This window comes from Cyanobacterium sp. (genome assembly GCF_054166785.1).
Map to the genome: position 1 here is coordinate 65,470 of NZ_JBSZCP010000059.1, position 14,247 is coordinate 79,716.

General features: G+C 42.3%; 9 protein-coding genes. 2 read left to right on the plus strand and 7 right to left on the minus strand.

Annotated elements, in window-relative coordinates; genetic code table 11:
• Position 1 precedes the first annotated feature (1 nt).
• The 4 genes from ACXITR_RS12310 to ACXITR_RS12325 form a co-directional block, all read right to left on the minus strand.
• Complete coding sequence (locus ACXITR_RS12310; RefSeq protein ID WP_457997514.1) at positions 2-304, minus strand: DUF1232 domain-containing protein; 303 nt, start codon at positions 302-304, stop codon at positions 2-4.
• Between the two features lie 122 nt (positions 305-426).
• Complete coding sequence (locus tag ACXITR_RS12315; protein WP_457997515.1) at positions 427-2,523, minus strand: hypothetical protein; 2,097 nt, start codon at positions 2,521-2,523, stop codon at positions 427-429.
• A 243-nt stretch (positions 2,524-2,766) separates the two neighbouring features.
• Positions 2,767-3,213 (minus strand): hypothetical protein, encoded by a 447-nt coding sequence (locus tag ACXITR_RS12320; protein ID WP_457997516.1) that lies wholly within the window; start codon positions 3,211-3,213, stop codon positions 2,767-2,769.
• Positions 3,214-3,570: 357 nt separating this feature from the next.
• Positions 3,571-4,356 (minus strand): ABC transporter ATP-binding protein, encoded by a 786-nt coding sequence (locus tag ACXITR_RS12325; protein WP_457997517.1) that lies wholly within the window; start codon positions 4,354-4,356, stop codon positions 3,571-3,573.
• Positions 4,357-4,507: 151 nt separating this feature from the next.
• Between ACXITR_RS12325 and ACXITR_RS12330 the strand changes: the two genes are divergently transcribed.
• Both ACXITR_RS12330 and ACXITR_RS12335 read left to right on the plus strand, forming a co-directional pair.
• Positions 4,508-4,918 carry a gamma-glutamylcyclotransferase family protein gene (locus ACXITR_RS12330; protein ID WP_457997518.1) on the plus strand — a complete coding sequence of 137 codons (411 nt, stop codon included), beginning with the start codon at positions 4,508-4,510 and terminating at the stop codon, positions 4,916-4,918.
• Between the two features lie 101 nt (positions 4,919-5,019).
• Positions 5,020-5,640, plus strand: coding sequence for an SIMPL domain-containing protein (locus tag ACXITR_RS12335; protein WP_457997519.1), 621 nt, complete (start codon positions 5,020-5,022; stop codon positions 5,638-5,640).
• Between the two features lie 32 nt (positions 5,641-5,672).
• Here the strand turns inward: ACXITR_RS12335 and ACXITR_RS12340 are convergent, their stop codons facing one another.
• The 3 genes from ACXITR_RS12340 to rpoB all read right to left on the minus strand — a co-directional run bounded on the left by ACXITR_RS12340 (position 5,673) and on the right by rpoB (position 14,115).
• On the minus strand, positions 5,673-6,698 hold the full coding sequence (locus tag ACXITR_RS12340; RefSeq protein WP_457997520.1) for an ATP-binding cassette domain-containing protein: 1,026 nt from the start codon (positions 6,696-6,698) through the stop codon (positions 5,673-5,675).
• 129 nt (positions 6,699-6,827) lie between these two features.
• Positions 6,828-10,694, minus strand: a complete 3,867-nt coding sequence (locus ACXITR_RS12345) for a DNA-directed RNA polymerase subunit beta' (RefSeq protein ID WP_457997521.1) — start codon at positions 10,692-10,694, stop codon at positions 6,828-6,830.
• Positions 10,695-10,851: 157 nt separating this feature from the next.
• A complete protein-coding gene (gene rpoB, locus ACXITR_RS12350) occupies positions 10,852-14,115 on the minus strand; it encodes a DNA-directed RNA polymerase subunit beta (protein WP_457997522.1) in 3,264 nt (1,087 codons plus the stop codon).
• Between the last annotated feature and the right edge of the window lie 132 nt (positions 14,116-14,247).

Below are 14,247 nucleotides of genomic sequence, written 5' to 3' on the forward strand. Positions count from 1 at the left end.
TCTATTTTTCGAGGGGAATGGCTTCTACCTCTACGGTTTCCCCTTGATTATTTTCATTTTGGATGTTATCTCTATCTAATTTTCTGTTTTTCATTGCCCCGAGGAGTAGTTGAGAGATTTCTGATAACATAATGGAAACAATTACAAAGTCGTCTATTTGCCCTGCGATGGGTATGATGTCGGGGGAGATGTCGATGGGGCTGATGAGATATACTAACGTACCGAGGATTACCCAGAGGCGGTATTGGGGGTTACGAATACCGTTGGTGTACCAAGTATAGAGGGAGCGAAGGTTAAATTTCATATTATTTTGAGAAGTATTGCCATATTTTTATTTTATTCCCATTAGGAAATTTACCTATGTAGGTTTTCCGTACTTTGGGAGGTAGTAATAAGCATTACCCATCAAAGGTTATTTTTTGTCGGCTACAAAGAAGTCCTAAAAAATAGTTGATAGACATTATCTGTTGTTTCTAAATCTCGTCCAAAAACGTCTTCCCCGTAGGAAAAAATACGACGATTCCAACTCATCCCAAAACGGGAATTATTTTGAGAGAGGGAAAGTGCTAGACCATAATTATCAATGTTTCTTTGGGGGGTGATGAAAGCTCCTAGGGTGATATTATCGGCGAGGGGGAAGTTTACACTGGCTTGAAGTTTGTTGCCCACAGAGTCGGGGAATACATCAAATAGTTGACTAATATTGAGGTTTACTTTATTCCAATTTATATTTGTCCCGATGGAGAAAAAGTTGTCGGTGGGTTGCTCTAATATATTCTCTACATCTCTATCAAAGGCATAACGAAAGGCGGTGGAAAAGCCAATCCTGAGATTAGGATTAATTTGAAATCCTTTATTTAAACTACTTTCTACTTTACTAAAATAGTCTTGGTCTGGGTTTATATAGTAAATGGAAGAAAGGTCGAAGCGCCAACCATTCATCACCCTTACATAGTCTGCCCCTAGGTAAAATTTGGGGTTGTCAGAGGCGATCGCCCCTGTATAATAACGAACAACCTGATTATTTTTAGTAATATTACCCGTGAGACTAAGATGGGGAAAATAATCTATTTGCTCAGATAATACCTGCCTCGTTACAAAGTTAATATCCCGTTCAAACAACGATAAATAAGCCTGAATATAAAAACTGGTTAAACCAGCAGAATTGATGACATTTTCATTGGCCGCCGTCACAAAACTAATATTGGTATTTGCACCCCCTTCTCCCCCAGCAATGCCTCCTCTGATTTGGTCATTAATAAAATTAATAGATGTGGTGGTATCTAAACTTCTGGTGCGGACGGGGGATAAACCTAGCCAGACTCCATTAAATGTTCCTACTGGTTTATATTCTGAGATATTTTGGATATTTTCTAAAGAAGGATGGTCAATTTTACCCACTCCCCCATGATACATAACTAGACTATCACGGGGAATACGAGCATTATTGGCAGCAAGAAATAAATTTTGGTGAACAGCTGTATTTGTACTCTGTTCTGTGCCTTGGAGAGCTGGATCTATCTCAGGTAGAAACTGAGCCAATGCCCCTACAACAGTATTTAATATAAAATTATTATCCTCAAGAATTACATTACCACCATAAATAGTACGTCCTAAAACCGCTTCATCAGCATTGGTCCTCACCACCTGCCTAGTGCGGTAAATTCCCCCCGCTAAAGTATTATTAAACTCCTCTCTCCTTTCGACAAAAGTCTCATCCCCAAGACTATTGCCCGGAAATCTGCCCACATTGGGGAACACTAAATCTAAACCAAAAGTTTCTCCATTAATACCCCTGTTTTGAAAGCCGGGTAAACTAAGAATAGCTAAATTTTCAGGAGTAATTTCTTGACCAATATTGCCCCTTTGTTCAATTCTTCTGGGCTGAAGGTCTTCATCAAAACTACTTCTATCGGTCACCAATGCGGGTAAAAAGCTACACTGGGAATTCGGATTTTGGGGTACTACTCCCACAATGGAACAGTCTCCAGAGAAAGTCTGCTGAATGCCAAAACCCACCATGGTTTGAGGTTCTGTAAAAGTAATACTTATATCTCTACCCTGATTAAGAGTTCTTACTCTTCCATAGGTAGCTCGATAATCCGATGTAAACACATTATCCCGAGTCAAACTTTGGACGGTACTACCATCTATTTTATAAACCGCATCCAAAAATAAATTACTGCTTGAGTTTTCCCCCGTTTGATAGGACGTTTCAAGATTAAAATCTAACTTATGGTTAAGGGAAAAACCATTTAAAGGAAAGGTAGTAAAAATCAATGGTACTCTGTCTTCATCCACTACCCTTGGAGTAATAATGTAGTTTATATCTCCCTGTTCTTCTTCTGGGGATATGGTTTCCTCTTCATCCCCTTCTGATGGGGCAGGATCTGGATTTTCTACGGGGTTGTCAGCAACAAAAAATGGTAGAGGTGATGTATCTTGAGCAAAAACAGACCTTTGACCACTGCAAAAGAATAGAAATCCAGTTAATATAGCTAATTTTGAAGAATGGATACTCACGGTGAAGAAGTTTAAATTGGTTTGATGGTTTTGGCGCTCGTTAATTTCTCGTGGAGGATTGAGAGAACAAGAAAAAAATGTTTATGGAGACTGGAATAGGACAAGGAGTTAAACCCCCTGCCCTGCGGTTTAGTTAGGAAATCCGTCAATAAGTTGTTAATGCGGGTTTACTATTCCTCAGACGATCACTGCCTCATTAAGTAAAGGCGGTGATGTAGATAAATACTGGTCTAAGTTCTATTACTAGAAGGGAAAGAGGAAATCTAAATCGAAATCGTTAAAACCACCAGAGAAATCTCCTTCAATTGCATTTAAATCAATAAATCCAAGACCTACGTTATTTCCTTGAGCAGTACCTAATGTGTTAGCATCTTCTTGAGTGATTGTAATAAGAGGACCGTCAATCTCTCCTCCAGTACCGATGGCAATAGCAATGGTTCCACTTTCGCCAAATAAACCAGCCGCTGCACCTGCAACTGCGGAGGATTTACCAATGGCGATCGCCGTTGATACGGAGGTTACACTAGGTGTGTCTATGTCTTGACTAACACCACCCAGTGTAAAACTTGCACTAGCAGCGATCCCACCAGAACCCACATCCAGAAATTGGGCCATGGCGGAAGGAGCATTAACTAAAACACCACCCGCGGCGAAAGCAGACAAACCCAAAGCAAGACTTAGTTTTTTCATGAATTTAACAAATAATTTAATATTTGATTTTGTGTATGGACATACTTTACCCAGTCACTTTACAAAAAGGATCACATTGTTACAAAAAAAAAACATAAAATTAATCGATTTATTTAATTATAATAACTAATGACTTTACAACACTTACTAAGCAATGATTTGGAGTTTTTTTTATGTTTATATATCTGCTCTTTTTTAATCAAAATAAGTATATACATATAATGTGATTATTAAGAACAAAATAAAGTACATTTTTATGATAGGGGTTTCTTATACTCATGGGGTCTGTCTGATATTTTCAATGAGGGAAATTGAGGGGGATCATTTTGTATTTCATAAGCATAGTAATTGCTATATTTATCCCCCCAGATAAGCCTCCAAAACCTGCTCATTGGATTGAATAAATTCGGGAGTACCATCCGCTAAGTTAGAACCCTCAGCCAATACCCACACATGATTACACAAAGACATAATCACATCCATATTATGCTCAATGATTAAAAAAGAGATTCCCTGTTTATTCCATGTGACAATGTGTTCACAAATTTGATTAATCAGGGTAGGATTTACCCCCGCCGCAGGTTCATCAAGTAAAATCAGTTTAGGATTAGTCATTAAAGTTCGAGCCATTTCTAATAACTTTCGTTGCCCCCCAGACAATGCCCCAGCATAATCATGGGCTTTTTCCAGTAACCCCACGGATTCGAGAATGGCGATCGCCCTTTCTTTATTTTCCCTTTCCTGTTGCCTAATTTTATGGGGTTGCACAAAAACCCGTAGTAAATTTTCCCCCTTTTGAGTTTGATTCGCCAATAACATATTTTCCAACACCGTCAACCGAGATAACACCCTCGCTACCTGAAAAGTACGAATAAATCCCTTCCTCGCAATGCGATGGGGAGTCATTTTATTAATAACCTGTCCATCAAAAATAATTTCTCCTTCATCCGCCACCAAAAAATTAGAGAGGAGATTAAATAAAGTGCTTTTTCCCGCACCATTAGGGCCAATCAACCCCGTAATCGCCCCCCTATCTACCCGAATACTGGCATTGTCAACAGCCTTAAGTCCACCAAAACTCTTTGATAAATTTTTTGCATCTAAAATATAATCAGATTGGCTCACCATCTGCCCTTGACTCATCAAAACATCCCCTTTGCAAATCAGTAGGTAATTATTATATAGCAAAGCATCCACCGCTAATGATGTCCTGAGAACTTTATTGACTCATTTTCAAAATCTACGGCTATCATAAAATTGACCAAAAATAGGATAGTAACAAAATTAAAAAACCATGAAAATTTTTGTTTATGGTACCCTAAAACCTAAAGGGGTGAACTATTATTTGCACTGTGCAGGAAAGACTATTGATGAACAAAAATGCTGGACATACGGAGATATATATTCCCTGTCCTTGGGTTATCCTGCCATGATTAAAAGTGACAACAAGGTACAAGGATATTTACTCACCTTTGCTGACTCATCTGTCCTCGAAGGCATTGATAAATTAGAAGGTTATCAAGAAAATAGAGAACCCCATTTCAATGATTATCAAAGAGAAAAGATAACGGTTTATGATGAAAACGATTACCCTATAGATGAAGCATGGACTTATTTCATGACCAAAGAAAAAATTGAATTTTTCCGAGGTGTTTTGATTCCATCGGGAGAATGGAAAAGCCATGCCATCAATACTCATTCATAAACTATAAAATAATGTTTTTTATCAAGCCTATTCAAACCCTTTTACCCCTGGGCATCTCAACTATGATGCTTGCATCACCAGTTATAGCACAAGAACAAATTATGAAAACTATTACTGTCACAGGGCAAGGCACGGAATCCATCGCTACCACCATCGCCACGGTGCAAATGGGGGTGGAAATAGAAGGACAAAATCCTGCCGAAATTCAACGGGAAGTAGCCCAGCGTACCACTGCTTTACTGGAAATATTACGCTCTAATAATGTTGATAAATTAAAAACCAGAGGTATCCAATTACGTCCTAATTATTCCTATGATGATAATCAACGTAGGTTGGTAAACTATACAGCTACGAACATGGTTAGTTTTGAGACAGCCATTGATAGGGTCGGTGGTATTTTAGATGATACTGTTAATGTAGGTGCTACCCGTATCGATAATGTGAGTTTTACTGCCACAGAAACCGCCATCAATCAAGCCCAAGGCAGAGCCTTGGAAAAGGCTACCAATGACGCTCAAAGACAAGCTCAAGCGGTATTGAGGGCTTTAAATTTAACTCCCCAAGAGGTAATTACTATTAATATTAATGGAGCAAATAGCCCTCGTCCTTTGATGATGGAAAGTATGAACGATCGCACTTTATACTCTAGTATGGATTCTACTCCTGTGGTGGGAGGAGAGCAAGAGGTGAGCGCCTCTGTAACTCTACAGATAAGGTATTAAGGAGATGGGGAATGTCTTAATTGTCCATTTTTCTACTTACTCTTCATCGCTTGTTTTTTCTCGGCTTTCAAATCCCGTTTGGTTACAGCTTCCATTTCTGCATCCAAAAGGGTGCGCCCCGTCGCTGCTAGGTAAACATCATCAAGGCTAGGGCGTGATTGGCTGATACTAAAGAGAGGTAAACCCATTTCTTTGAGGGTATTTTCTATCTGACTTATGGGGTTACTGTTGGGGGCAACCACCAAATTAAGGGAATTCCCTTGGGCTTGGTTAATAATGATTTCTTTGACAAAGGGCAGTTGAGTTAATTTTTCTCTACTGTCTTGGGCTTCATTGGTAGGTAAAAACTCCTTAATACGCAGGGTAATGCGATCGCCCCCTATCCTATCCTTTAAACTAGAAGGGGTACCCTCAGCTATTACCACCCCCCTATCAATAATAGCAAGGCGATCTGCCAAAGCATCAACCTCCTCCAGATAATGACTGGTGATTAATACCGTAGTACCAGCCTTTTTCAACTCTTTTAAAAATTCCCAAACAATCATCCGACTCTCAATATCCAAACCCACCGAAGGCTCATCCAAAATTAATACTTGGGGTTGGTGTAATAATCCCGAAGCCAAATCTAATCTTTTACGGATACCCCCGGAATAAGTACCGCTTTTGCGATCGCCATATTCTTGTAAATCTAACAAATCCAATAACTGCTCAATTCTTTGGGAAGCTATTTTAGAAGGAAGATGATACAGAGCCGATTGTAACTGTAACAACTCACGCCCCGTCAACATCTTATCAATAGCCACCTCCTGCGCCACATAACCCAGCTTTTGTCGTACCTGCTTAGGTTGCTTCATAGCACAAACCCCATCCACCCGAATTTCTCCCCCATCAGGTTGAGCAAGGGTAGTCAAACAACGGATAGTGGTAGTTTTTCCAGCCCCATTAGGCCCTAATAAGCCGAAAATTTCCCCACTTTGTACCGAAAAAGAAATATCCTTTACTGCTTCTATGGCACCGTAGCTTTTTTGTAATTTTTTAATTTCGACTATATTTTTCATGACACTTAATGATGGATGAAGACTTCTGCTCAAAAATCATAGATAAGGGGCTTTTTCCAAACCATGTAAGCTCACCAAAAGCCCCATCCCATGCCTATCTGTTTTTAGTTTACGACATGGGACAAATAACTAACTTTGATAATTATCATCAATTAGATCATCATCCATAATAGCCGCATCCTCAGGAGATAAAGCCCGGGCAGTTTTATCATCGATAATGACATCCTCAGAGTCAGGAATAATATAATTTTGTTCCTCATACTCCGCACTAACATCATCAATGCCAAGATAATTAGAATTACCAGCGCCTACCTCGGTATCTTCCCAGTCCATATTCTCATCATAGGCATTAAACCCTGTACCCGCAGGAATCAAACGCCCGATAATTACGTTTTCTTTCAAACCTCTTAACCAGTCAGACTTACCTTCGATAGCAGCCTCCGTTAATACCCTAGTGGTTTCTTGGAAACTAGCCGCCGAGATGAAACTATCGGTATTCAAACTAGATTTAGTAATACCCATTAATTTAGGAGTATATTCGATGGGAGCGCCCCCTGTGAGAGATAAAGTTTCATTATCTTTCTCAATATCACGCAACTCTACCAACTCACCTGGTAAACGAATACTATCACCACCATCATCAATGTGAACCTTAGAAGTCATCTGACGTACAATCACTTCGATGTGTTTATCAGAAATATCAATACCCTGAGATTGATAAACCCCTTGAATTTGATTCACCAAGAATAACTGAGCCTTCTGCATGGCACCCAAGGCCGCATCATAAGCACCCATCTGCTCTTTATAATAGTCATAAAAGACTTCTAGCAATTCATGGGGGCTAACTAAACCATCGGATAAAGAATCCCCCGTACTAACCCTTTGATCATCACCCACAATAATATTTTGGTTAGGTCCTAGGGAGTATTCCGAAATAGTACCATCATCCTCAATGACTTTAACATCAATGGCCTCATCATCCTTGTATTCCACCTGACACACCCCAGGGCGACGGGCAAGAATAGCTGGTTCTTTGGGTTTACGGGCTTCCAATAGTTCTTCAATTCTCGGTAAACCTTGGACGATGTCCCCAGTTTTTGCCCTTTCAAATACCAATAGTACGAGGTTGTCACCTCTTTGTACCAAATCACCCTGTTCAATGTGTAAAATAGCTCCCGTGGACACACGGTAAGGACGGGCATGGCGTAAACTAATTTTATTACCTTCGGTTTCCATGACATATCCCGAGTCAGGGGCTTTTACTCCCTCAGCGATTAACTCTCCTTGGGTGACGAAGTCTCCTTCTTTTTTGAGTAAGTTACCTTCCGTTTCAATCTCGACGATGTCATTTTCTCTGACTACGAGGATACGACGAATGGCTTCTACCCCTTCACGGATACCACGGATAATACCGTTTTCTTGACATAGAATCTGAGTGGTGGCAACCACATCCCCCGGCATAATTTCCTGTCCATCGGTGATGGTTACGGTGGTGACGATGTTGGGCTCGGTTTCAAGCTCACGGCGTAGCATGACGGATTCGAGAACTACGATTTGTAAGCGGAAACAATCAGCTTCGTTTTCATCTTCGATTAACTCAATGTCAGCACTCATGCCTTCGGTGGTTTCGAGGACGAGTTGGGTAGTAACTAATTGTACCCCTTCAACACTTTTAACCCTTTCACCATCTTTGAAGAAGGTACGTAGTACGGGACGAAGGTTAATTTTGCCCCCGGCACTATTTAAGGATTCTTGGGAAGGAGATTGGGTGGTGTTAATTACTTCATACTGTTTCATGGGACGTAGTAATAAACCTACCCCTTCATTGGTATCTACAAATTCAGTAATGCACTCATCTTCGGTGGTGACTCCAGGGAGAATTTCTGTACCGGGGGAAAGGATAGTACCATCTTCCATGGTTGCCATATGTTCTGGATCTAAGTCCATGTATAGCTTACCTGGTTTAATGATGATTTCCCTTAAGATGTCATTTTTTTGAATTACTTCCACAATACCACTGGATTGACAGAATACGTCTTTGACTACTTCGGTACCTGCTTCCACATACTGCCCATCTTCCACCATCAATAGGGAGATGTCTTTGTTGATTTCGTGGCTTTCTTCAGGAATCCAGATAAGGGTTCCTTCGGTGGTTACTTCATAGCCTTGTTTTTTGTTCCCACGGCCAGTTTCTAGCCCTGCATAACGCATGATCCCCCCAGTTTCGGTGGTGAAGGTGTCATCGATTAATTCGGCTACGATTTGATTGTTTTGAACTTTGGTCCCGGGGCTAACTTTCAGGGCAAAACGATCGCCCCTAGGGGTATGGATTACGTATTGTTGTTGACTGCCATGGTGTTCGAGGAATATATCGGCTTGATCGAGGGAAACCGAAGCGGTAATAATTTCGATTTCTCGACTACCTTCTTCTAGGCGACATACCCCGCCACTCTTGGTTTTTAGTTTACTCTCGGCTAACACGGAACCTTTTTTAATTTTTTCGCCGTTTTTGACCACAGGTTCAGCATTGGGAGGAAGGTTGTAAACTTCCCCAGAAAGTACCCAAATTAAGCCGTTACGGGAGGCGGTGATGGTGTTGTTACCCTGCCTGTCGGTGGTGGTGAGGGGATCTACTTCTTGGAAAATTACTTCCCCTGCCAAGTCAGAGGATACATCCTTGGTAACCCTTTCGGTGGATCGGGTTTTTTGGGGCATTACTTCGGCGAGGAGTTGTTCTTTTTCTACTTCATCTCCTTCCCTTACTGCGAGTAAACTGTTGATGGGTACAAGAACTTTTTGATCTCCAATGATTAAGTTACCGTTTACCTCGACCAATAGTTTTTGATCACCGTGGCGAGTACGATTTTCCCTAACCTTTAATTTTTTATCAAATTTAACTTTTCCTGCTACGGGGCTAGTAATCCGTTGGGCAACTTCCCCAGTAAATACCCCCCCAGTGTGGAAAGTACGCATGGTAAGCTGGGTACCGGGCTCCCCGATGGACTGAGCGGCGATAATGCCGATGGCTTCTCCCATATTTACCCATTCTCCATGGGCGAGGGACCAACCGTAACATTTTTGACACACGGAACGGGCGGTTTCACAAGTTAGAGGAGACCTTACTTTTACTTTTTCTACGGTGTTACCGATAATTTTTGCTAAGTCTTGGTCGATGGCTTGATTACGTAGGGCAATTACTTCCCCAGTAATAGGATGTACCACATCATCGGCTAATACACGACCTAATAAACGATCCCCTAAAGGAATTAAGGTGCGATCGCCATCTTTCATAGGCTCGATCCAGACCCCTTTATGGGTACCACAATCGGTTTCACGGATAATTACATCCTGAGATACATCCACCAAACGACGGGTAAGATAACCCGAGTCAGCGGTACGTAATGCCGTATCTACTAGACCTTTTCTTGCACCGTAGGAAGAAATAATGTATTCAGTAACCGTTAAACCTTCACGGAAATTAGTTTTAATGGGTAAGTCAATAATTTCCCCCTGAGGATCAGCCATCAAGCCCCGCATACCAACCAACTGACGTACTTGGCTAATGTTACCCCTTGCCCCAGAAAACGCCATCATATATACAGAGTTGAGGGGATCTGATTGACGGAAGTTACGAACCACTTCATCTTTAAGGGATTCAGAAGTATCATTCCAAGTGTCAATTACCTTCTGGAAACGTTCTACCTCAGTAATCTCCCCATTGGCATAACGATTCATAGTGGTTTTAATGGTGGTTTCTGCCTCCGCCAACATCTCTTTTTTGGCATCAGGTACCTTCAAATCTTCCACACTGATAGATACCGCTGCTTGGGTAGCATAATGGAAACCCATGGTTTTTAACTGATCACATACCGCCGCACAACGGGCAGAGCCGAATTCAGTAAAAGTTTTAGCAATTAATTTTTTTAAAGCCCCTTTATCAATAATTCTGTTGTAGAAAACTTGGGGTTTTTTGTTTTGTTCTTTATGTTGAGACATCATCTTTACTGGTTGGTAATGGGTACTGGGTCTGATTTACCTTTGACAAAGGAAAGTTTTGAAAGAGGAAGAGTCAGGGTTTAATTCTTGATGACCACTAACTTTCCCCTAAAAGTTTATACTTACTCCCGAAAGAAATTAACGGTTAGGATGGATTCTAATATTCATCATCCTCTTGACCAAGACTAGCAAGGTTTTCGTAGGTAGGACGTTTTGGTGCTCTTTGGGTAGTATCCATCAAATCAATTTCAACGTGTTCACTACCATCAATCACTTTATGAACAGAAACATCTAAACCAAGAGATTGTAACTCACGGAGTAATACCTTGAAGGATTCAGGGGTTCCGGGGTGAGGAATGGATTTACCTTTCACGATCGCATTTAGCGCCTCATTACGTCCCTGCATATCATCGGATTTAACCGTTAACAACTCCTGTAGGGTATAAGCCGCCCCATAGGCTTCCAATGCCCATACTTCCATTTCCCCAAATCTTTGCCCACCGTGTTGAGCTTTTCCGCCCAAGGGTTGTTGGGTAACAAGGGAGTAGGGACCAGTGGAACGGGCATGGATTTTGTGCTGTACTAGGTGAACCAGTTTCAACATATAGGCTTTACCGATGGTCACAGGGTTATCAAAAGGCTCTCCCGTACGTCCATCATAAACTTGGATTTTCCCGGGGTGCTTCTCATTAAAGACCCAATCTTTGTTATGTTTCTTCGCCGCATCACGGAGCAAACCATTAACGGTATTACGGGATGCCTCTTCCCCATACATTTCATCGAAGGGAGTCATCTTGAAACGGTAGCCGAGGTGTTCCCCAGCCCAACCTAAAAGACACTCAAACACCTGACCCACGTTCATCCGAGAAGGTACTCCAAGGGGGTTAAGAACGATGTCCACGGGGCTTCCGTCGGGTAGGTAGGGCATATCTTCCCGGGGGAGGATGCGGGAGACGATCCCTTTGTTACCGTGGCGCCCTGCCATTTTATCTCCCACTTGGATTTTACGTTTTTCAGCGATATACACCCTGACAATCATATTGGTGTTGGGGGGTAACTCGTCCCCTTGCTCTCGGGTAAAGACACGAACATATACTACCCTGCCCCTTTCACCGTTGGGTAAACGAAGGGAATTATCTCTTACATCTCTGGCTTTTTCACCGAAAATGGCTCGTAATAGTTTTTCTTCGGGGGGTTGGTCCGATTCTCCTTTGGGGGTAACTTTACCTACCAAAATATCCCCTGCTTCTACCCATGCACCCACACGGATGATCCCATTTTCATCGAGATTGGAGAGGGCATCTTCTCCGACGTTAGGGATTTCTCTGGTAATTTCTTCAGGCCCTAGCTTGGTTTGGCGGGATTCGATGTCGTGTTTTTCCACGTGAATGGTGGTATAAACATCTTCTTGTACCAGTCTTTCACTGATTAAAATAGCATCCTCGTAGTTGTAACCTTCCCAGGGCATATAAGCTACGGTGATATTTTGACCAAGGGCTAGTTCTCCTCCTTCGGTGGCGGAGCCATCGGCTAATACCTGACCGGGTACTACTTCTTCTCCTTCATCTACCAGGGGGCGTTGGTTTAAGCAAGTATCTTGGTTGGAGCGTTCGTACTTTTGAAGGTTATAAACAATTTCTAGTCCTTCTTTGGTAACTAATTTAATGGTTTTCGAGTCCACATAGCTGATGGTACCATGATCCCTTGAGACGATTACCATCCCAGAATCTCGGGCTGCTTGTCCTTCTAGTCCTGTACCGACTAAGGGGCGCTCGGGACGTAAAAGGGGTACGGCTTGACGTTGCATGTTAGATCCCATTAGGGCGCGGTTAGCGTCATCATGCTCGAGGAAGGGAATCATGGAGGTAGCCACGGATACGATTTGCACGGGGGATACGGCTACATAATCCACCTGATCTGGGCTGGTGGTGGAAAATTCTTGACGGTAACGAATGGGTACGCTTTCCCCTAAGATGTATCCTTCCTCGTCGGTGGAAAGATCTCCGGGGGCTACTCTTTTATCGTCTTCTTCGTCGGCGGTGAGGTATTCGGGGGTTAAGTCCCAGCGCACTTTACCGTTTTCTACTTTATAGTACGGGGTGGCAATAAAGCCATATTCGTTCACACGGGCATAGGTTGCCAAGGAACCAATTAACCCTGCGTTGGGTCCTTCAGGAGTTTCCACAGGACAAATACGCCCATAGTGACTAGGATGGATGTCACGGACGGCAAACCCTGCTCTATCACGGCTCAAGCCCCCAGGACCTAGGGCGGAGATACGACGTTTGTGGGTCAATTCCGCTAGGGGGTTGGTTTGATCCATAAATTGGGATAGCTGGGAGGAGCCAAAAAATTCTTTGATGGCCGCAGCGAGGGGTTTGGGATTCACTAGGGCGGTGGGGCTAAGGGTGTTAGGATCTCCCACGGTCATTCTTTCTTTGATGATGCGCTCTAGGCGAGATAAACCGACTCGGATTTGGTTTTGTAGTAGTTCTCCTACGCTTCTTACTCTGCGGTTGCCAAGGTGGTCGATGTCGTCGGTACTACCGATGTCAAATTCTAGGTTGATGAGATAATCGACGGTGGAAAGAATATCATCGATGGTTAATACTCTCATGTTTTCGGAAACGCTCAACCGCAGTTTCTTGTTCATTTTGTAGCGGCCAACTTTACCCAGGTCATAGCGTTTGGGGTCGAAAAAGCGGGTTTCTAAGAGGGCTTGACCACCGCTGACGGTGGGGGGTTCGCCCGGTCTTAGTTTACGGTACAATTCCATTAAGGCTTCGTCGGTGCTGGGGTTGCCTTCTTTTTCCATGGTTTTTTGGTAGAAGTCGGCATGACGGAAACGATCTAAAATTTCACGATCGCTCAGTCCCATGGCTTTGAGTAGCACTTGGGCGGTAATTTTGCGGGTTTTGTCGATTCTTACCCATACCACACCATTTTTATCGGTTTCAAATTTTAACCATGCTCCTCGGTTGGGTATTACGGAGGCGGAGTAGGTTCTTTTACCGTTTTTGTCTAGTTCTGATTTAAAATATACCCCGGGCGATCGCACGATTTGGTTAACAATAACCCTTTCTGCACCGTTAATTAAGAATGTACCTCTATCGGTCATGAGGGGCAATTGACCAATAAATACTTCTTGTTCTTTGATGTCCCCGGTTTCTTTGTTCATTAAACGGGTGGGGACGTAAATTTGGACTTCGTAACTAGCTTCTCTTTTTTTTGCTTCTTCGATGTCGTATTTTGGTTCTTTGAGGCGATATTTCTCACCGATAAACTGTAGTTCTAATTTTCCTGCATAGTCGGTAATCGGGCTAAAACTGTTGAGTTCTTCAATAATGCCATGCTCTAAAAACCATTTGTAGCTAGAGCGTTGAATTTCGATTAAATCGGGTAACAGTTCTTGGGTTCTCATAAGTCGGTTTCAGGTTTTTGATTCTGGTGTTTCGATGGGGCAATAAAACAGCGTTTACTCATCATAACGCTTCTTTTGCCGTTTGTTTAGCTGGTTTTGGCTTTTCCTTTGGCCTTATATTTTTTATTTTGC

Bases quoted from the DNA above. Each gene is read 5' to 3' on its own strand.
- ACXITR_RS12325 (WP_457997517.1), bottom strand. From the start codon at position 4,356: ATGAGTCAAGGGCAGATGGTGAGCCAATCTGATTATATTTTAGATGCA.
- ACXITR_RS12335 (WP_457997519.1), top strand. From the start codon at position 5,020: ATGAAAACTATTACTGTCACAGGGCAAGGCACGGAATCCATCGCTACC.
- ACXITR_RS12310 (WP_457997514.1), bottom strand. From the start codon at position 304: ATGAAATTTAACCTTCGCTCCCTCTATACTTGGTACACCAACGGTATT.
- ACXITR_RS12320 (WP_457997516.1), bottom strand. From the start codon at position 3,213: ATGAAAAAACTAAGTCTTGCTTTGGGTTTGTCTGCTTTCGCCGCGGGT.
- ACXITR_RS12340 (WP_457997520.1), bottom strand. From the start codon at position 6,698: ATGAAAAATATAGTCGAAATTAAAAAATTACAAAAAAGCTACGGTGCC.
- ACXITR_RS12345 (WP_457997521.1), bottom strand. From the start codon at position 10,694: ATGTCTCAACATAAAGAACAAAACAAAAAACCCCAAGTTTTCTACAAC.
- rpoB (WP_457997522.1), bottom strand. From the start codon at position 14,115: ATGAGAACCCAAGAACTGTTACCCGATTTAATCGAAATTCAACGCTCT.
- ACXITR_RS12330 (WP_457997518.1), top strand. From the start codon at position 4,508: ATGAAAATTTTTGTTTATGGTACCCTAAAACCTAAAGGGGTGAACTAT.